24 protein-coding genes are annotated in these 19,429 nt (G+C 34.9%); 13 read left to right on the top strand and 11 right to left on the bottom strand.

What is annotated here, in order from left to right; translation table 11 throughout:
* Positions 1-6 precede the first annotated feature (6 nt).
* Positions 7-606, bottom strand: coding sequence for a hypothetical protein (locus tag EG348_RS07150; protein ID WP_123981985.1), 600 nt, complete (start codon positions 604-606; stop codon positions 7-9).
* Positions 607-662: 56 nt separating this feature from the next.
* On the opposite strand from EG348_RS07150, the gene EG348_RS07145 reads away from it, so the two are divergent.
* The 10 genes from EG348_RS07145 (at position 663) to EG348_RS07100 (ending at position 8,723) form a co-directional block, all read left to right on the top strand.
* Positions 663-1,283 (top strand): toxin-antitoxin system YwqK family antitoxin, encoded by a 621-nt coding sequence (locus tag EG348_RS07145; protein ID WP_123981983.1) that lies wholly within the window; start codon positions 663-665, stop codon positions 1,281-1,283.
* 4 nt (positions 1,284-1,287) lie between these two features.
* Complete coding sequence (locus EG348_RS07140; RefSeq protein WP_123981981.1) at positions 1,288-1,818, top strand: RNA methyltransferase; 531 nt, start codon at positions 1,288-1,290, stop codon at positions 1,816-1,818.
* 185 nt (positions 1,819-2,003) lie between these two features.
* On the top strand, positions 2,004-2,654 hold the full coding sequence (locus EG348_RS07135; RefSeq protein WP_123981979.1) for a CBS domain-containing protein: 651 nt from the start codon (positions 2,004-2,006) through the stop codon (positions 2,652-2,654).
* A gap of 2 nt (positions 2,655-2,656) precedes the next feature.
* Positions 2,657-3,523 carry an NAD kinase gene (locus tag EG348_RS07130; protein ID WP_123981977.1) on the top strand — a complete coding sequence of 289 codons (867 nt, stop codon included), beginning with the start codon at positions 2,657-2,659 and terminating at the stop codon, positions 3,521-3,523.
* Between the two features lie 70 nt (positions 3,524-3,593).
* The gene (fbaA, locus tag EG348_RS07125) at positions 3,594-4,664 is read left to right on the top strand and encodes a class II fructose-bisphosphate aldolase (RefSeq protein ID WP_072410144.1); all 1,071 of its coding nucleotides are present in this window, start codon (positions 3,594-3,596) and stop codon (positions 4,662-4,664) included.
* Between the two features lie 92 nt (positions 4,665-4,756).
* Complete coding sequence (gene accD, locus EG348_RS07120; protein ID WP_123981975.1) at positions 4,757-5,611, top strand: acetyl-CoA carboxylase, carboxyltransferase subunit beta; 855 nt, start codon at positions 4,757-4,759, stop codon at positions 5,609-5,611.
* Positions 5,612-5,665: 54 nt separating this feature from the next.
* Entirely contained in the window at positions 5,666-6,178 is a 513-nt protein-coding gene (locus EG348_RS07115) for a DUF6973 domain-containing protein (protein WP_123981973.1), read from the top strand.
* A gap of 182 nt (positions 6,179-6,360) precedes the next feature.
* Positions 6,361-7,764 (top strand): nucleoside recognition domain-containing protein, encoded by a 1,404-nt coding sequence (locus EG348_RS07110; protein ID WP_123981971.1) that lies wholly within the window; start codon positions 6,361-6,363, stop codon positions 7,762-7,764.
* Entirely contained in the window at positions 7,765-8,334 is a 570-nt protein-coding gene (locus tag EG348_RS07105; protein ID WP_123981969.1) for a hypothetical protein, read from the top strand.
* On the top strand, positions 8,331-8,723 hold the full coding sequence (locus EG348_RS07100; protein WP_123981967.1) for a hypothetical protein: 393 nt from the start codon (positions 8,331-8,333) through the stop codon (positions 8,721-8,723). The genes EG348_RS07105 and EG348_RS07100 overlap by 4 nt, the downstream gene beginning before the upstream one ends.
* 15 nt (positions 8,724-8,738) lie before the next feature.
* Here the strand turns inward: EG348_RS07100 and EG348_RS07095 are convergent, their stop codons facing one another.
* From EG348_RS07095 to EG348_RS07080, 4 genes are all read right to left on the bottom strand, one after another.
* Positions 8,739-9,626, bottom strand: a complete 888-nt coding sequence (locus EG348_RS07095; protein WP_123981965.1) for a ferric siderophore ABC transporter substrate-binding protein — start codon at positions 9,624-9,626, stop codon at positions 8,739-8,741.
* Between the two features lie 34 nt (positions 9,627-9,660).
* Entirely contained in the window at positions 9,661-10,059 is a 399-nt protein-coding gene (locus EG348_RS07090) for an ExbD/TolR family protein (protein ID WP_123981963.1), read from the bottom strand.
* Positions 10,060-10,069: 10 nt separating this feature from the next.
* Positions 10,070-10,774: a MotA/TolQ/ExbB proton channel family protein gene (locus EG348_RS07085; protein ID WP_123981961.1), complete on the bottom strand. Its 705-nt coding sequence runs from the start codon at positions 10,772-10,774 to the stop codon at positions 10,070-10,072.
* Between the two features lie 175 nt (positions 10,775-10,949).
* Positions 10,950-11,411, bottom strand: a complete 462-nt coding sequence (locus tag EG348_RS07080) for a hypothetical protein (protein WP_072410127.1) — start codon at positions 11,409-11,411, stop codon at positions 10,950-10,952.
* 171 nt (positions 11,412-11,582) lie between these two features.
* Here EG348_RS07080 and EG348_RS07075 point away from each other — a divergent pair, with 171 nt between their 5' ends.
* Both EG348_RS07075 and EG348_RS07070 read left to right on the top strand, forming a co-directional pair.
* Positions 11,583-13,379 (top strand): DUF885 domain-containing protein, encoded by a 1,797-nt coding sequence (locus EG348_RS07075; protein WP_123981959.1) that lies wholly within the window; start codon positions 11,583-11,585, stop codon positions 13,377-13,379.
* Positions 13,380-13,472: 93 nt separating this feature from the next.
* A complete protein-coding gene (locus tag EG348_RS07070; protein ID WP_123981956.1) occupies positions 13,473-13,955 on the top strand; it encodes a DinB family protein in 483 nt (160 codons plus the stop codon).
* Between the two features lie 9 nt (positions 13,956-13,964).
* Here the strand turns inward: EG348_RS07070 and EG348_RS07065 are convergent, their stop codons facing one another.
* Positions 13,965-14,585, bottom strand: a complete 621-nt coding sequence (locus EG348_RS07065; RefSeq protein ID WP_072410121.1) for an endonuclease III domain-containing protein — start codon at positions 14,583-14,585, stop codon at positions 13,965-13,967.
* A 33-nt stretch (positions 14,586-14,618) separates the two neighbouring features.
* On the opposite strand from EG348_RS07065, the gene bcp reads away from it, so the two are divergent.
* Complete coding sequence (gene bcp, locus EG348_RS07060) at positions 14,619-15,068, top strand: thioredoxin-dependent thiol peroxidase (RefSeq protein ID WP_123981953.1); 450 nt, start codon at positions 14,619-14,621, stop codon at positions 15,066-15,068.
* A gap of 147 nt (positions 15,069-15,215) precedes the next feature.
* Here the strand turns inward: bcp and EG348_RS07055 are convergent, their stop codons facing one another.
* Genes EG348_RS07055 through EG348_RS07035 form a run of 5 tightly spaced genes read right to left on the bottom strand, consistent with a single transcriptional unit; the run spans position 15,216 to position 19,412 of the window.
* Positions 15,216-15,758 carry a GNAT family N-acetyltransferase gene (locus tag EG348_RS07055; protein ID WP_123981950.1) on the bottom strand — a complete coding sequence of 181 codons (543 nt, stop codon included), beginning with the start codon at positions 15,756-15,758 and terminating at the stop codon, positions 15,216-15,218.
* Positions 15,718-16,389: a hypothetical protein gene (locus EG348_RS07050; RefSeq protein ID WP_123981948.1), complete on the bottom strand. Its 672-nt coding sequence runs from the start codon at positions 16,387-16,389 to the stop codon at positions 15,718-15,720. The genes EG348_RS07055 and EG348_RS07050 overlap by 41 nt, the downstream gene beginning before the upstream one ends.
* 32 nt (positions 16,390-16,421) lie before the next feature.
* Positions 16,422-17,504, bottom strand: coding sequence for a mannose-1-phosphate guanylyltransferase (locus tag EG348_RS07045; protein WP_228414842.1), 1,083 nt, complete (start codon positions 17,502-17,504; stop codon positions 16,422-16,424).
* Between the two features lie 2 nt (positions 17,505-17,506).
* The gene (locus EG348_RS07040) at positions 17,507-18,097 is read right to left on the bottom strand and encodes a SprT-like domain-containing protein (RefSeq protein WP_123981946.1); all 591 of its coding nucleotides are present in this window, start codon (positions 18,095-18,097) and stop codon (positions 17,507-17,509) included.
* Position 18,098: 1 nt separating this feature from the next.
* Positions 18,099-19,412: a TolC family protein gene (locus EG348_RS07035; RefSeq protein ID WP_123981944.1), complete on the bottom strand. Its 1,314-nt coding sequence runs from the start codon at positions 19,410-19,412 to the stop codon at positions 18,099-18,101.
* Positions 19,413-19,429 lie beyond the last annotated feature (17 nt).

Below are 19,429 nucleotides of genomic sequence, written 5' to 3'. Positions count from 1 at the left end.
CAACCTTTAAAGGTTGATTTCTTTTATTTCGCCGTCTTGTTTTATTTCTACAAATTTGCTTTCTCGGTTTCCGGAAGAATATCCGTAGAAAAACGTTTGATATATCGGTGTGGAGTACAAATATCCTCCATAAGCGTTGTACGCATCTGATTGCCCCGTTTTCTGCTGATAACTTGCTGTCGCTGTGAAATTGACGATGGTTTCAAGATAATATTTTCCGCGTTTAAGTTTTTCAAATTTAAATCTGCCGCGATCATCGGTTAAAGCTTCAATTCTATATTTAAAAGCTTCTTCGGACATATAAACTGTAGTTTTTTTGTTCTCGTACTTTTTTCTCATGCTGTAAAACTCTTCAAAATAAGGCGTTACAGGAAAAAGCATCACTACAGTTCCCTTCGGAGCATAATGTTTTTCTCCCAATAAAGGTTTGATCCCCCAATTATTCTTTTGTTTGGTTGAAGCAACACCCTCAAGCGTAGAATTTCCAAAGCCTATCATTTGTTGAGCCAGCTTTTTATCGAAAAAAGCCTGTGGATAATAAGTATTTTGAGCCTTTGAAAAAATAAAACCAAAGAACAACATCATGACAACTGATACATTTTTCATAGCGTATTTTTTTAGTCAAATATAAGTATTTTGCTATTTTTGAAATAAAAAATTCTATGAAATACATTTTTCTATTATTATTTTCAACAATATCTTTCGCTTTAGCTCAAAAACCATGCGGATTTAAAGACGGCTTACAGGAAGGAACCTGCAAACAGTTCTATGAAAACGGACAGGTAAAAGAAGTTGCAGACTGGAAAAAAGGGAAATTAGAAGGCGATGCTGTTTTTTATTTTGAAAATGGAAAAACTCAGGCCAAAGGAGAATATAAAAAAGGATATAAAGTAAAAGAATGGTCGTATTACGATAAAAATGGAGTTTTAACCTCGAAAGAAGTCTTTAGAAATGGTGAAAAAAACGTTTACGATAACAGCTCTACGGCAACTTTTTATTCACCTTCAGGCGTTGTAATTGAAGTTTCTAATTATAAATTTGGTAAATTAGACGGCGAAAGCAAACTTTTTCACGAAAATGGAAAATCCGTAAAGCAGATCGGATATTACGAAAAAGGGATTGCTACAGGAAAGTGGAAAATGCTTTATCCATCGGGTAAAATCCAAAGGGAAACGGAATTCGTAAATGATAAATGGAATGGCACCAGAGTACATTATCGCGAAGACGGAAGCATTGAAAAAACAGAAGTTTATAAAGACGGAAAATTAATTTCAACAAAATAATACATTGGTACACAAATTAAAACTGGAAGAACTTAACAGAATAGATGTAGAAACATTCAAGAAAGTTGAGAAAATTCCTTTGATCATTATTTTAGATAATATTAGAAGCATGCACAACGTGGGTGCTACTTTCAGAACGGCAGATGCTTTTTTAATTGAAAAAATTATTCTGTGCGGGATCACTCCACAACCGCCTCACCGTGAGATTCACAAAGCGGCATTAGGCGCAACAGAAAGCGTTGACTGGAGCCATGAAAGTGATATTAACACAACAATCGGTGATCTGAAAAGTAAAGGATTTGAAATTATTGGTATTGAACAAACTTCAAACAGCCAGATGATTACAGATTTCACGATCGATAAAACAAAGAAATATGCTTTAATTTTAGGAAATGAAGTGGAAGGAATCAGCGATGAAGCATTAGAAAATATTGATACATTTTTAGAAATTCCCCAATTAGGAACTAAGCATTCTTTAAATGTAAGTGTATGTGGCGGAATCGTCATGTGGGAATTCACAAAAGCCTTAAAATAAAAAAACTGCATGTGTCTAAAAGACAGTGCAGTTTGAAATAAATCTAATAAAAAGTAAAAATGAAAGGCGACAAAGATACTTTTTTTTTCGGCGCGAACAAATTTTAAATTTGGTTTTTTTATTTTTCCCAAAAAAAATATAGGTTTTCAGAAAAAGTTTCGTTTAATTTTTTATAAATTAGCACAATGTTTATCAAGGACTATATCTCAAAAGATTTCCCGTGTTTTAGCTTGACTGACTCAATAGAATCAGCAAGAGACATGTTAGAGGACTTTGGATATTCTCATATTTTCGTTAAAAAATCCCATCACTTTTACGGAGCAATTGCGCAGGATTTCCTTTATGAAGAAGAAGGAACTTTGAAAGATCTGGAACATCAGATCGAGCGTTTTGCGATTCTTGAGGATAACAATATTATGGACAGCATTCGTTTGTTTTATACCTTCAATGCCAACATTATTCCGGTTATCACTAAAAGTGAAAAGTATTTGGGATATATCAGCTGTGAAGACATTTTTCAGGATCTGTCGAGATATCCGCTGTTTTCGGAATTGGGAGCTATTCTTACGATTGAAACCCCTGCCAGAAAATATTCGATGACCGAAATCGCCAATATTATTGAGAGCAACAACTCAAAATTTTATGGCGGATTCATCAGTTTTATGTCCGATGAAGTGATTCACGTGACCATAAAGATCAGCAATGAAAATCTGAGCTCGATAGACGCAACTTTTGACCGTTATGATTATAGAATTGTAGAAAAATTTTATTCTGACGAAAAATCTGATCTGTTTAAAGACAGATTCGGGTTTTTACAAAAATTCATAGAAATTTAAACATGAAGGCAGCCATATATTCTCAGAAAAAAGATCTTGATACTTTTTTATATTTAAGCAAATTTGTTTCAGAACTTGAAAGCAGAGGCGTAAAATCTGTTTTGTACGAGGGAATGGCGGAAGCCCTTCAGTTTTCAAAAATTTTTGAAACCTTTAATAATAAGCAGGATCTTATCGATAAGGAAGTTGATCTTTTCTTCACTTTCGGTGGGGATGGTACGATCGTAAACTCTTTAACTTTCATTGAAGATCTTGAAATCCCAATTGTTGGTGTAAATACCGGAAGATTAGGATTTTTGGCAAGTTTTACCAAAGAAGAAGCCTTCAAAGAACTGGATGCTATCTTAAAAGGTGATGTAAAAACAAGCCGTCGTGCTGTTATTGAGGTCGTTTCACCAAGATCAGACGAGTTTTTTCCGTATGCTTTAAATGATGTTACGGTTTCAAGAAAAGAAACAACATCTATGATTACGGTAGATTCATATATTAATGATGAATTTTTAAATGTGTTCTGGGGAGACGGCGTCATCGTTTCTACCCCAACAGGTTCAACGGCGTACTCTTTAAGCTGTGGCGGACCGATCATTTCTCCAAATAACGAAAACTTCGTCATCACCCCTATTGCCCCTCACAATCTGAATGTGAGACCTTTAGTGGTAAATGACAGAGTAGAAATAAAATTCAGAGTAGAAAGCCGAGTGCCTCAGTATTCGCTTTCTTTAGATTCAAGATTAATCCATATAGAAACAGATAAAGAAATCATTATTAAAAAGGCAAGTTTCCAGATTCTTCTGGTACAGCCGAATGATCTGAGCTTCTATGAAACCATCCGCCAGAAACTACTTTGGGGGCGCGACAAAAGAAATTAACAATTTATCAAAAATTCTTACCTTTACAGGAATTTTAGAAACACCTAATAATTTATATAAAAAGTAAAACATGAGCAGAATTTTCCCGGCAGGAGTTGCCACAGGTCAATTAGTTACTGATATTTTTCAGCATGCTAAAGAAAACAAATATGCATTACCGGCTGTAAACGTAATTGGTTCTAGTAATGTAAATGCTGTTATGGAAACTGCAGCAAAATTAAACTCTCCTGTTATCATTCAGTTTTCTAACGGTGGAGCTGCTTTTAACGCAGGAAAAGGATTAAGCAATGACGGTCAGAAGGCTGCTATTTTAGGATCTATTGCCGGAGCCAGACATATTCACACTCTTGCAGAAGCTTACGGAGCAACTGTAATTTTACATACAGACCACTGTGCAAAGAAATTATTGCCTTGGATCGACGGATTATTGGATGCTAGTGAAGAATTTTACAAGCAGACAGGTAAATCTCTTTACTCTTCTCACATGTTGGATCTTTCTGAAGAATCTTTAGAAGAAAACCTGGAGATCTCTGTTAAGTATTTCGAAAGAATGGCTAAAATGCAGATGACTTTAGAAGTTGAGATCGGTGTTACAGGAGGTGAAGAAGATGGTGTAGACAACTCTGATGTAGACAATTCTAAATTATACACTCAGCCTGAAGATATCGCTTATACTTACGAAAAATTAAAAGCTGTTTCAGACAACTTTACCATTGCAGCAGCATTCGGTAACGTACACGGAGTTTACAAGCCAGGAAACGTGGTTCTTACACCAAAAATCCTTGACAACTCTCAGAAATTTGTTGAAGAGAAATTCGGAACTGGTAAAAAACCTGTGAATTTCGTATTCCACGGAGGTTCTGGATCTACTTTAGAAGAGATCAGAGAAGCGATAGATTACGGTGTGATCAAAATGAACATCGATACAGACCTTCAATTCGCTTACACAGAAGGAATTAGAGATTATATGGTTAACAATATTGATTATCTGAGAGCTCAAATAGGAAACCCTGAAGGAGAAGAGAAACCTAACAAAAAATTCTATGACCCAAGAGCTTGGGTAAGAAAAGGTGAAGAAACTTTCTCTACAAGATTGGTTAAAGCGTTTGAAGACTTAAATAACGTAAATACGCTTAAATAAATTTAAATAAATAATAAAAGATGAATGATCTGTGATTTTTAAACCGCTTTCATTTCATCTTTTATCTTTTATCATACATCAATTATATAGATATGGCATTCGACTGGTTTAAAAGAAAAGCAAAAAACATTACCACCTCTACTGATGAAAAAAAGGATGTTCCAAAAGGTCTTTGGCACCAAACTCCATCAGGAAAAGTAGTAGAACATGACGAACTTAAGAAGAACAATTATGTCTCTCCTGAAGACGGATTTCATGTAAGAATAGGAAGTGCAGAATTTTTTGATATCCTTTTTGACGAAGGTAAATTCACTGAACTAGATGCTAATGTTGAAAGTATAGACATCCTGAACTTCAAAGATACAAAGCCTTACGCAGACCGTCTAAAAGAAGTAAAAGCTAAAACAAAGCTTACAGATTCCATCAGAAATGGTGTAGGAACTGTAAACGGAACTAAAATGGTAGTTTCTTGTATGGATTTCGCTTTTATCGGAGGATCGTTAGGTTCTGTAATGGGTGAAAAGATCAGAAGAGCAATTGATTACTGTATCGCCAACAAACTTCCTTACATGATTATTTGTCAGTCCGGAGGTGCGAGGATGCAGGAAGCAACGTACTCTTTGATGCAATTGGCTAAAGTTCAGGCTAAATTAGCTCAGCTTTCAGAAGCGGGACTTTTATACATCGCTTATCTTTGTGATCCTACTTTTGGAGGAATTACAGCTTCTTTTGCAATGACTGCAGATATCATTATGGCTGAACCTAAAGCTTTGATCGGCTTTGCAGGACCAAGAGTTATCCGTGAAACTATTGGTAGAGATTTACCGGAAGGTTTCCAGACTTCTGAATTCTTGCAGGAAAAAGGATTTGTTGATTTCATCGTAAAAAGAACTGAAATTAAAGAAGTAGTAGCTAAAACAGTAAATTTATTAGCAGTACATGCTTAAAATTTGTAACAAATACAATACAATCTCTCTCTAATTGGGGAGAGATTTTTATTTATGAGGACTTTTAAAATATTTTTCAATACCATCCGAAGTATGAGCTTTAAAAAGATTTGTCGTCTTTTATCGCTCGTTCTTCCCCATCCTCTTTTTTCTTTATTAAGCTTTTATGCCACCATGCAGGCTTTTACTATCGCTCAGAAACGCTTTCCCGAAACCGCATCCAATAATGGAATAGGAAATGCTTTCAGACACGCCCTTTGGTGCGCTTTCATCCTGATGTATTGCAGCAAGATCTCTTCACCCGAAAAAGCATTGGATTTCTGTAAAAGAATAACCGATATGCACGAAGAATTATTTCCAAACAAACCTTTGGAAACCAAAATGGATCTCCATAACAATAAAATCGGAATGGATTATTTCATGGAATTATTACCCGGAATTCACCGTCAGTTTTTTGAAAAAGGATTTTTCATTGATGCATTAATTGATAAAATGAAAGACGCAAAAGTTCTGAAAAACCTAGATGATGATTTTGCAGGACACTTGGTTTATCTTGATGAAAAATAGTTTTATGTAACCATTTAGTCCGTAACGAAGTGAAGCGTGGAATCTAAACTTATTTATATTAAAGTATTCTTGGTTTTATTGAGATTGCTTCGTCGCTACGCTCCTCGCAATGACAAAAAGTTGCTGTCTCTTTTGTAATCTGGAGTTTTTTTGATAAGTTTAACCAATTATAATTTAATCAAATGGTTCTCAGCAGAATTTGGTCAGCTTTTATTATCGTTGCCATTGCTATTGCAAGTATAAAGTATATGTCATCAAGTCATTACAAAACCATTTTCAATGATATGGTTGTTGGAAAAGGCGGTGATACGGTACAAATAGGAACTCAGAAAATGAATACCCTCTCTCATGTTGTCCGAGACAGTTTGATGAAAACACAGAATTTTGCCGACAGCAGAATTCATTACAAGACAGATTCTCTTAAACAAGATGTAAAAGTATATCGTGTTCAGGAGTCAGATGGCGTTATAGGAACCTCTGAAACTGCCGTAAAAATCTGTATTGGCTTAATTGGAATCATGACCTTATTCATGGGATTCATGAGTATTGCAGAAAAAGCCGGCGGAATCAATCTTTTAAGTCGATTAATTCAACCTTTCTTTTCAAAGCTATTTCCTGAAATCCCTAAAAACCACCCTGCTTTTGGCCATATGCTGATGAATTTCAGTGCCAATCTTTTAGGATTGGATAACGCTGCAACCCCATTTGGTTTAAAAGCTATGGAAAGTCTGCAAACTTTAAATCCAAATAAAGATACTGCGAGCAATTCACAGATCATGTTTTTGTGTCTTCACGCGGGAGGAATGACCTTAATTCCGGTTTCTATCATCGCCATCCGAGCTTCAATGGGTTCTAAAACGCCAACGGATATTTTTCTTCCGTGTATGATTGCCACGTTCGCAGCGACGCTAGCAGCCATGATCATTGTTTCTTTATATCAGAAAATAAATCTTCTTCGTCCTGTTGTTATCGCTTATGTAGGCGGAATTTCAGCGATCATTGGACTTTTGGTTGTATATTTAGTTCAATTAAGTAAAGACGAATTAGATACCTTTAGTAAAGTCTTAAGCAATGGATTGATTCTCTTTATTTTCTTAGGAATTGTTCTTGGTGCACTTTATAAAAAAATCAATGTTTTTGACGCTTTTATTGAAGGCGCAAAAGAAGGTTTTACGACCTGTGTGAAGATCATTCCCTATTTAGTTGGAATGTTGATCGCAATTTCTCTTCTGAGAACTTCAGGAGTTTTTGATGTGATCATTGACGGAATGAAATGGGTTGCTTTTACAGCCAATTTTGACCCTCGTTTTGTTGACGGACTTCCAACCGCTTTGATCAAGCCTTTATCCGGTTCAGGAGCACGTGGAATGATGGTTGATACCATGACAACTTTCGGGGCAGATAGTTTTCAAGGGAAATTGGCTGCAGTTCTGCAAGGAAGCTCAGATACGACGTTTTATGTGATTGCAGTTTATTTTGGAGCTGTAGCCGTGAAGAATACAAGATATACGGTAATTGCAATGCTTTTGGCGGATTTAGTGGGTGTTATTACTGCGATTGCGCTAGCTTATCTATTTTTTGCGTAAATGGTTAGAGTATTTTACATTACGCTTTTTTGTTTATTCATTGTCGGTTGTAAAAAGGACAATGTAAATAAGCCTGTAAAAAGCAATTTTGTTCAAAATAAAAATCTAAAAGATTATATTGATTTCAAATATGATAAAGTCATTGCTTTTGCCAGCGTAAATCCTATGGATTATTATGATGGAGATTTTGATAAAGAATTAAATGTAAAAAAGTTTAAAGATACAATCAGCAAAACATTAAATCCCTCTCAAATAAAACACCTTAATGATATTTTAAGCGGACGAGAAAATAAAAATCCTTTCACATCAGTTATTTTTACTGATTGCTTCTACCCTAGACATAATATCATTTTTCTTAAAGATAAAAAAGTCATTAATTATATTTCTGTTTGTTTTGAGTGCAATAATATTAAAAGCAGTAAACCTCCACGTGCACATATAAAAAATTATATCGATTTTTTTAATTCTATTAATTTAAAGATGTTTAATAATCCAATTGAACATTCAAAATACTATGATTCTATTAAATTAGTACACAAAAATATAAACAATTTAAATAAAAAGAAATGATCACAGATAAAGAATTCACCTTACGATTAATACGTCAGTTAACTCAAGCATTACAAAAACTGATTTTAGACAAACCTGAAGAAAGTTTAATGCAGAAAGAATTAGATTTTGAGTCTTTAATGAGGGATATTTTCAAATTTGATTTTACTACACTTTCAGCAAAATCAAAAGAAGAAATTATAGAAATCGTCAACGAAAGACAGGAAAGGGATCACAAAGATTATTACGAAATGTTGGGCAGTCTTTTTTACTTTACGGGAAAACAAACCAACAATAATGATTTTCTGGACAAAGCAAAAACGTTCTACGAACTGTATCTTCAAACCAGCGGAATTTTTGCCCTTCCGGTTATTAACAGAATCAACGAAATAAAAAAAGCACTTGAATAAAGTGCTTTTGTATTTTTAGAATGTAATTTTATAAGTTCCGGTTGAGGATGTGCTTGCTTTTTCGGCTTTTACATACTTCTTAACCCAAGCCACCGCATTAGAAGAAATACAAGGATCTGACGTTCCACCTGATCGTCTTGCAGAGACTACGTTTCCAGCTTTATCTACAGTGTAAGCAATTGTGATTGTACCACTTGCTGTACAGCTATTAGTTGGTTGTGCACCTCCTCTTCCCATTGTTCCGGGAATGTACCCGATTAATTTCCTGTCGATTCCTACTTTGCTATCGCCATTTCCGTCACCGCCAAGAGGATCTCCCGCATTTCCGATTCCTTCACCCGTTCCCTGGCTTCCGGCTTTGGTTCCTCTTCCTTTAATTAAATTTCCGATGGCCGCATTTCCTTTTCCGTCACCACTTCCTGTTTTAGAATTGGCAGTTGTGGCTCCTGCTTTTTTAGTATTTTTAGAAGCAGAAGTACTTGTCGCTGCTTTTTTATCAGATTTTTTTGCTTCTTCTTTTTTAGGAACAGTAAGTTTTGAATTATTTCCCGTAAGTACTTTGTCCTTAGCTTCAGCTTTCTTCGTTTCAGGCTGTGGTTCCGGTTTTACAACAGTTTTAGTCTCAGGAACGGCAGCTTCTACAGGTTCCGGAGTAACTTCTTCTGTCGCAGCCGCTAGACTTCCTTCCTGTTCGGCAGGTTCTTCAATACCTTTCCCGTTTCGGTTGTCTCCAAAGTTGACGAGCATTGTGGTAACAACTTCATCAGGCTTTTTATCCAGCTCCGGTTTTAATTTATATAGAAAAACAAAAAGTAGAATTGCAGACCAAATAAGGATAGAAAGTATCGCACTCTTTATCCTGTCTCTGTTTTGCTCGTCTTTGTTCACTGTATAACTTCTCATCTTAAAATGATCCTTCCCGATATTTTCGGAGTTATTATTTATCTTTAACCGTCGCAATGGCAATATTGAATTTATTCTTTTCAGCAATTTCCATTACAAAAACAACATCTTTATGCATTGTATTTTCGTCTGCACGAATGGTAAAAGATTTGTTGGTCTGGTTAGTTAATTTATTGACAATCACTGGTTCCAATTGATCTTTCGTTACAGGACTATCATCCACAAAATAAGTTCCGTCCGGTTTTATACTTACCACCAAAGGATTCGGAATATTATCTTCTACGGCTCCCGCTTTTGGCAGATTCACCTCAATAGCGCTTTGATTGGCTGCTGACGAAGTAATCATAAAGAATATCAGCATCAGCAAGATAACATCGGTCATCGCTGCCAAACTGAATTCGGGATTCGCTTTATTTCTTCTCTGAATTTTCATCTGGAAAGATTTATAAAGGTTTATTGATAAGATCTAAAAATTCGCCGGACATATTCTGCGCTTTCAATACAAATTTATCAATTCTTGTTAAAAGAATATTGTAGAAAAAGTTTGCCGGAATTGCCACTGCAAGACCAACCGCCGTCTGTCCCAACGCCGTATAAATACCTTCAGACAATGTTTTCGGAGAGAAAGATCCTGACGCATGAGATAGATTAAAGAATGCAATGATCATCCCGATAACCGTTCCCAAAAGCCCTAACATCGGTGCAATACTCGGTACAACGGCCAAAAGGTTAAGGTTTTTTTCCATATTCGCTACTTCTACCTGAGCCTGAGATTCCATGGCGCTTACAATGTCAGAAACCGGACGTCCCAATCTCGATATTCCCTTTTCTAGAATCCTTCCTTCAGGAGAGTTTTGTCTTTTACAGTAATCTGCAGCAGATTCTATTTTGCCTTCTTTAATAAAATCTTCAATGTTATCCATGAAATTGGCATCCGTTTTTGAAGTCACTCTTTTAATAAAGAAAAAACGTTCAAAAAACAGATATACCGAAAACACACCAAGTGCCAACACGGTAAACATTACTATTTTGGCGAAAGCTCCACCGTGGAACATGATCTTCCAAAATGAAAATTCTAAATCATCTGTTGCAACTGCAGGCGCAGTTATTTGTGCAAATAAAATCTGAGTAAGTTCCGTTAGCAGCATTAATATTAGTATTTATAAAGGTTTTAACGACAAAAGTAGTTGAATATTATGAATTGATGTCTTAAAAAATGCTTAAAAACACCTTAAATTTTGTTATTTTTTATCAACAGCAAATTTCTTTCCAAAATATTTTGAAAAGAAATCTGATTATAAAACTATTGAAGAGAAGATTAAATTAATCTTCGTCTACCACAATCTCATCTTGTTTAAATTCGCATTTGAGCCTAAAAGGAATCGGTTTGCCGGATCCTGTGTAGAAATCATCAATATTTCCTTTCCAAATCACCTGAAGCACGTCTTCTTCGTTTTTCTCGAATTGAAGCTCATTATCATAGATAAAAGCATCTTCATCGTCAAAAAGATCTACTTCTGTATAGGTTTCCTCTTCAGAATCATTGATTTGAATAGTTTTTCCTTCTATTTCCGCTGTCTCGATAGGAAAATCGAAAATATTCAGCGAAAGCTGTGGAAAATTGTAGTGTAAAGAATCATCGTCTACATGATCTAAGCTGTCATCCGTGATTATTTCAACCTCAAGAAAATGTTCTTGGTTACTGTAAACCGCCTTGCAATAAGTATTTCTAATATTGTATGTTAGCGTTTCCTCCGGATGGTAAATTTTTAAAATCCCTTTCATTATTTCTTAAAAAAGAGCTGTAATAAATATGATTGTTAAACGTTTTCAGCAAAGATAAAAAATAGATTGAAAGCGGAAAATTTTTTGAAAATTATTTTTCTAAAAATCGAGTTTATTAATAATCGGTTTACTTCAATAATACTTACTTTTGTTTTCATAAAGATTCTGAAAATGAAAAACATTTTATCGAAAAGTATTTTAGGATTAGGCTTGGCAGCAAGCTTAATTTCATGTAAAAAATCCGATTCTCCGCTAACGAAAGTGACTCCGACAAACATAGATTCTATTGCTTCAAATTATTATGAGCAATATCTAAAACTCTATCCGTTGGAAGCTACGTCACAGGGAGATCTCAGATATAATGATCAGCTTCCGATAAACATCGATAAAGACTTTATTTCCGGAGAAGTAGCATTTTATAATTCTGTTCAGAAACAGCTGGATCAGGTAGATTATAAAAACCTTTCTGATGACGATAAAGTGGTATATGACGTTTTGGATTATACTTTAAAAGATAAAATTGAAGCCTATACTTATCATCCCGAATATATTCCGTTTACCCAATTTGGAGGATTACCATTAAATTTTCCTTTGTATGGAAGTGGAGAAGGAAGTCAGCCCTTTAAAACAGAAAAAGATTACGAAGACTGGTTAAAAAGAATGGAAAAATTTCCTTTGTGGATCGATGCCGCGATTGAAAATTTCAAAGAAGGAATCAATAATAAAGTGGTTTTGCCTAAAAAACTAATTGTAAAGATGATTCCTCAGATGAAAGCTGAAGAAATCATCACTCCGGATTTTGAAAAAAATATTTTCTACGGACCTATTGAAAAATTCCCGAAAGATTTTACACAAGCTCAAAAAGATAAATTCACAAAATTGTATCAGGAAGCTATTGCTAAAAAAATAATTCCTGCTTACACTAAGATGGGTAAATTTTTAGAAACAGAATACCTGCCAAAAGGAAGAGATACAGACGGTTACAACAGCCTGCCGAAAGGAAGCGACATCTATGCTTATTATGTAAAAAGCTGGACGACAACCAATAAATCTCCCGAAGAAATTAATAAAATAGGACTTCAACAAGTTGCGATGCTTCGTGCTGAAATGGAAAAAGTAAAACAACAAGTTGGATTTACAGGAACGTTGGAAGAATTCATCAATTTTGTAAAAACTGATCCAAAAGCGATGCCTTACAAGACTTCTAAGGAAGTTTTAGCCGGATTCAACGGGATTTTAGCTAAAATAACTCCGAAGTTAAAAACGATGTTCAGTGTAACTCCAAAAACAAAATTTGAGATCAGACAGACGGAAAAATTCAGAGAAGCAAGTGCAAGCGCAGAATATATCCAGGGAACTCCTGATGGAAAAAGACCGGGAATTTTCTATGTTCCGCTTCCGGATCCTTCAAAATTCAATGTAACATCTGGAATGGAGTCGCTTTTCCTGCATGAAGCCATTCCTGGACATCATTATCAGGTTTCTCTGCAACAGGAAAATACTAAATTACCAAAGTTCATGAGATTCGGTTGGTTTGGAGCTTACGGTGAAGGTTGGGCTCATTATTGCGAAACTTTAGGTCCGGAATTCGGTTTGTATACAGATCCTTATCAGAAAATGGGATATTTAAGCGACCAGATGTTGAGAGCTGTAAGATTGGTTGTTGACACAGGAATTCACACCGGAAAAATGTCGAGAGAAGAAGCTATCAAATATTTCCTAAGCAATATTTCTTATGATGAAGCCGGTGCAACTGCAGAAGTTGAGAGATACATGGCAATGCCTGGACAGGCTTTAGGATATAAAATCGGTTCGTTGAGAATCCGTGAATTGAGAGATCAATATAAAAAACAACTTGGAAATAAGTTTAGCTTGGCAAAATTCCATGATGAAGTGTTGAGTCAGGGTTGTCTTCCTTTGGATGTTTTGAACAGAAAAATGGAGCTTTGGGCGAAGAAGCAGAAGTAATATTTGAAAAATTTATATAATTTAGACGGAGCAATCATAAAAGCTCCGTCTTTTGTTTAACAGAAAATCCATTCAATAATAAATATCATCAAAATGATAACAGAAAGCCTAAAATCTCTCTACACCAGAGATCTCAATAAATTAAAAACAGAAATTGAAGCTTATCAAAACGAAACTTCAATGTGGAAAACAGATGAAAATATTGCCAATTCGGCTGGAAATCTTTGTCTTCACTTGGTTGGAAATCTTAATCATTTTTTCGGAGCAATACTGGGAAATTCCGGTTATGTGAGAAACAGAGAACTTGAGTTTTCATTAAAAAATATTCCACGTACTGAGTTAATTGAAAAAATTAAAGGAACATTAGATATTGTCATCAAAACACTCAATCAGCTTAATGAAAATGATCTGGAAAAAGAATATCCTATTGAACCTTTAGGATATAAAATGACAACCGAATATTTTCTGATCCATTTGTTTGGACATTTAAGTTATCATTTGGGGCAGATCAATTATCATAGAAGATTACTGGATAATCAAAAACATATTTTCAATAGTAAAAACAACCTTTTTTGAGGTTGTTTTTTATTTATCGAACATCATCTTCGTAATAAAATCCTTCTCTCCTTTTCCTCTTGCAGGAGAATATTCTCTTCCATAAAAAATAATTTGAAGGTGAAGTTTATTCCAAACCTCTTCCTTCCAAATATTTTTTGCATCACGTTCCGTTTCTACGACGTTTTTTCCGGAAGTCAGCTTCCATTGCGTCATCAGTCTGTGAATGTGTGTATCGACAGGAAAAGCGGGAAATCCGAAGCCCTGGCTCATCACCACGGAAGCTGTTTTATGACCAACTCCAGCCAATTCTTCTAACTCCTGATAAGTTTGCGGAACAATACTGTTATGTTTTTCCACCAATACTTCTGCCATTTTCTTTAGATTTTTAGCTTTGGTATTGGATAATCCGATTTCTTTGATCAATTCTTTAATTTCAGAAACCTCCAATTTTGCCATCTTTTCAGGCGTATCTGCAACTGCAAATAATTGAGGCGTTACCTGATTTACTTTTTTGTCGGTCGTCTGCGCAGAAAGTGCCACGGCAACCATCAATGTATACGGATCTTTGTGATCCAACGGAATGGGAACTTCAGGATATAATTTCTCTAATTCGAGTTGCACAAGCTCGGCTCTTTGCTTTTTTGTCATTTAACCATTAAATTTGAGCAAAATTAAATCATTATGCTTAAAGTTGGAGACAAATTACCAGAATTTGAAGGAACAAATCAAGATGGAGAAATGGTAACCTCATCAAAATTAATTGGAAAAAAGTTGGTTATTTTCTTTTATCCTCAAGCCAATACTCCGACTTGTACGGTAGAAGCTTGCAATTTGAGTGACAATTATTCTCAATTGGAAAAAGCAGGCTTCCAATTATTAGGAATAAGCGGAGATTCTGTGAAAAAACAGAAGAACTTTCATAACAAATTTGCTTTTCCTTATGATCTGATTGCAGATGAAAATCGCGATATCATTGAAAAATTCGGGGTTTGGCAGGAAAAGAAAACGTTCGGAAAAACGTATATGGGAATTGTAAGAACAACTTTTATTTTTGACGAAAAAGGTGTTTGTAAAAGAGTAATTGAAAAAGTGACTTCGAAAACGGCGGCTGAGCAGATTTTGGAAGGATAAATTTAAACACATTCTTTTGTCATTCTGACGAAGGAAGAATCTAAATCTCATTAATAATCAAATCTTTAACCATTAAAATTATTTTTAGAGGTTAAGAACATTAAGTTTAGATTCTTCCTTCGTCAGAATGACAAACATAATGGGAAACTATTCCGTTTCGTAATACATCAATTCTTCATCTTCATTGGGAAGAGTGACATGATTTTTAAATTTTAAACCTAATTTTTCGATTAATTTTTGGGAAGAAAAATTCTCTTTTGATGTAATGGCAGAGATCTTTTTTAACCCAAAATCATCCATTCCGATGGATTTTACTTTTTGAGCAGCTTCGTAAGCATAACCTTTACCTTCAAATTCTTCTAACAGGGAAAATCCAATATCTACGATGTCCAGGCCTTCTCTTTCGAAGATTCCTACTCCACCGATTTTCTCATTTTTATCTTTAGTAACAACCAAATAATTTCCGAAACCTAATTTTTCAAATTGCGGAAGAAATCTGTTTTTGATATAATTCTCTGCATCTTCAACCGTTTTTAAATTACGATCACCGATGTATTTTATGAATTTTGGTCTGTTGTACAATTCAAAAATAAACTCCCTGTCATCCAATGACATTGGACGGAGGATGAGTCTTTCTGTTTCGTAGACGTTATTTTCGTTTGGTTGATTTGGCTGGTTTTTTAGGCTCATCTTTTGGTTCTTCTTTCTTTTCGATTTTCAGAAGCCTTGGATTATTGGCGCATTTTTTATTGTAAAGCTCAATATAGGCTCCGTTGTCTTTTACATTGGTAATCGCTCCGGTAGACTTATTTACCGTTAATGTGTAATGCTTTTTCTGGTAAGGACACTCTTGTGAAGTCAATTTTCCCAGATCCAGATAATAATTCGAACCGTCTTCATAATAATTTCCTGCAACATCTTTGAATTCTTCATCTACAAGATATCCTTCTACAGTAGCCATAATTGCGGCTTCCTGTACATTATCTACCTTTCCGATAAATGTTTTTAAACTACTAAGATCTGTAACGTAATTTATTTTTCCTCCTGAAGAATATGCGATATAATAAAAGCTTTCTTCATCGGGGAAAAGATCAAATCCTGAAAATTGAGGCGTATAATCATGCTTAGATCCAGAAATACTGATCTCCTGATCTTTTGCATAGGTATTGTACACCAACACCCAAAAATCTATTTTATCGTTTGGTATAATTCCTTTCAGAATATTAGGAATACTGCTAAACTTTTTCTTTTCCTGAGAATACGCAAGCGCACCTAAAAGAAAGAAAACCAACAAAATAAGTTTGGATGTATTTTTTATCATAATTCAAAACGTGGCAGAAATTATGCCATTTTTTAAATGAATTTCTCTCCCTTTTTTAAATTTTTCAGATCAAGAACGTAATCTTTTATTAACTGATCATGATCTCTAGGACATATCAATAGAACTTTCTCTGTATCTACAACGATAAAGTCTTTCAATCCGTCAATTACAACTGCTTTATTGCTGTTTTTTACGTGAATGATGTTTCCTTCTGTGTTGTAAGTCAGAATATGTTTTTGCTTTACCGCGTTTTCGTTCTCATCTTTCTCAGCGTTTTCATAAACGGATGTCCATGTTCCTAAATCACTCCAACCAAGGTCTGAAGGGATTACATAAACGTTTTTAGCTTTTTCTAAAATCCCATTATCAATAGAAATTTTCTGAACTTTCGGATAAATAATTTCAATACAGCTTTTTTCACTGTCCGCATTATATTCACAAGCCATAAAATGCTGGGTCATCTCAGGAAGATACATTTCAAAAGCATGATGAATACTTTTAACATTCCAGATAAAAATCCCTGCGTTCCAAAGGAAATCTCCACTTTCAAGAAAGCTTTGTGCAAGTTCCAGAATTGGTTTTTCTGTAAAAGTTTTTACTTTAAAATATTCAGAGTCTTTTTTGTCTACAAATTGTATGTAACCGTAACCAGTGTCAGGTCTTGTAGGCGTAATTCCCAAAGTCACCAGATAATCATGCTTAGAAGCAAGATCAAAAGCCACCTCCACTTTTTCCAGAAAAATATCTTCTTTTAAAATCAAATGATCTGCCGGCAAAACGATCATGGTCGCATTCGGATTGATCTCAGCTATTTTGTTAGCCATGTAAAGGTTACAGGCTGCCGTATTTTTAATCAAAGGCTCCCCAACGATGTTATCTTCGGGAACTTCCGGTAATTGCTGATGAGAAAGAGCTACATACTCTTTATTCGTAATTACAAATATATTCTCACTCGGGATGATTTTTTTGATCCTGTCATACGTCTGCTGGATCATCGTACGCCCGGTTCCTAAAATATCCTGAAATTGTTTTGGAAATTTCTGCGTGCTCAACGGCCAGAATCTACTGCCGATTCCTCCAGCCATTATCACACAGTATTTATCTGAATTTGACATGTTTAACTACATTTTTCTACCCTTGCTAAAGGTTTGAAAGAATACTTCCTCCCAGTAGCCAGGTTCTTACAAAGATAGTTTTTTTTAATCAGACCTTCTAACAAATACTTCTCATTTCCATAGATAAAATAGTCTCCTTTTTGAAGTTCTTCAATAAATTGTAAGGTATCATCTTGTTTTTCAATGTGAAAATATTTAACCAAATCAGGGCTGGCCATGAAATTAGCCTTTGGGGATTTAGAAAATTTTGCAATAATAGGTCTTAAATTTTCCTCATACACATCAACACTTTCAAGAAGCATTAATCGAAAGGTTTCTTTCCATTCATTTCCGTGTGGGGAAATTCTTCTTCCGTATTTTTCAAATGCTATTAAATGAGCCAATTCGTGGGTCAAAACAAAGAAAAAAAGCTGTGGCGGAAGTGTAGAATTTATCGTTATTTCATGAGAATTATCAGGGAGCTTTCTGTAATCTCCAAGTTTAGAATTCCTGTTTCGTGTAATTTTAATATGAATATAATAATCTAAAAACCAATTTTTTAAATATTGAAGTGTATTAGCTGGTAAATATTTTTCTAATGATTGAATAGACATTTTACAAACTTAGTGGAATTCCTGCATAGAAATTCAATAATTTAAGACTGAAAAGATAGTTAAATTTAGCCTGAGCTACAGAACCTTGCGCATTTGCATAATTATTTCTTGCAACATTCACATCGTAAATAGTTGTTCTTCCTGCAACATAACTTTTATCCGCGAAATCTAAAGCCAGTTTCGTGCTTTTTTCAGTTTCAACGGCTGATAAATAGATTTCATAATTTGCATCAACATCAAATTGTGCCTTCTGAACATTCTGTCTTACGGTTTGCTTTTGCTGTTCTAAAGTTGCTTTGGCAATATTTTCATTAATCTTCGATTGCTCAACCTGAAGTTTAGTAATTCCTTTATTAAAAATCGGAATATTTATAGAAACTCCTGCATTTTGCCCAAAATTGTCTTTATATTGTGGGAAGAAAACTCTTTCATCCTGAGCATTCAACAAGTTATTATAAAAACTTCCAATCCCTGCACTTGCCGTTATTGTAGGCCAAAATGCAGTTTTCGATACTTCTGTCTGTGCTACGGCTGATTTAATTCTACTTTCAGCAGCTTTCACCTGAGGCTGATTTTCATAAGCTGTCGTCAAAACCTCATCTACAGATTTTAATTGCGGAGATAATTGATCTGAAACACTTACATCTTCCACATCAAAATCTTTATATTCATTTAATTGTAAAAGCTGAGCTAATGCAAATAAGCTTCTTCCAACATTAATTTCAGCAGTTTTAAGATTTTGCTTTTCTCTCGCCAATCCAGCATCAGCTTCCGCCAGAATTGTTTGAGCTGTAGTTCCAACCTGAGTTGTAATTTTTGCTCTGTCGGCTTGTTTTTGAGCATTTTCTACCGCTGCCTGAGAAATTTTCACGATTTCTTTGTTCAGCAATGTTGTTAAATACTGTTGAGCAATTTGCAGAGAAATATCATTTTTAATGGTTTCTATGTCGTACTGGCTGGCTTCTACATCAAATTCTGTCTTACGAATTGTTTTTTCTAACCTTCCATTGTTGTAAATCAACATATCAGCACCCAGATTGGCATTATTACTAAACCTGTCATTCCTGATACTTCCCGTTCCCAACGAAGCCTGACCAAAACTCACCGTATTTCCTACACTTGCAGAAACAGATGGTAAATAGTTATTTTTAGCTATTTTTAAATTAGAATCCTGAATTTGTTTTGAATATTCATTTTGGATCACCTGAAGATTATGCTCTACGGCATAGTCTACGCATTCTCTTAAGGACCATCTTTTCTGAGCACTTAAGCCCATGCTTGTTAATCCCAAAACAATAATCCAAACTTTTTTCATATTCTGATTTTATGATA

The sequence above is a fragment of the Chryseobacterium sp. G0201 genome, assembly GCF_003815655.1.
GTDB lineage: Bacteria > Bacteroidota > Bacteroidia > Flavobacteriales > Weeksellaceae > Chryseobacterium.
This window is presented reverse-complemented; position numbering and strand designations above follow the sequence as displayed.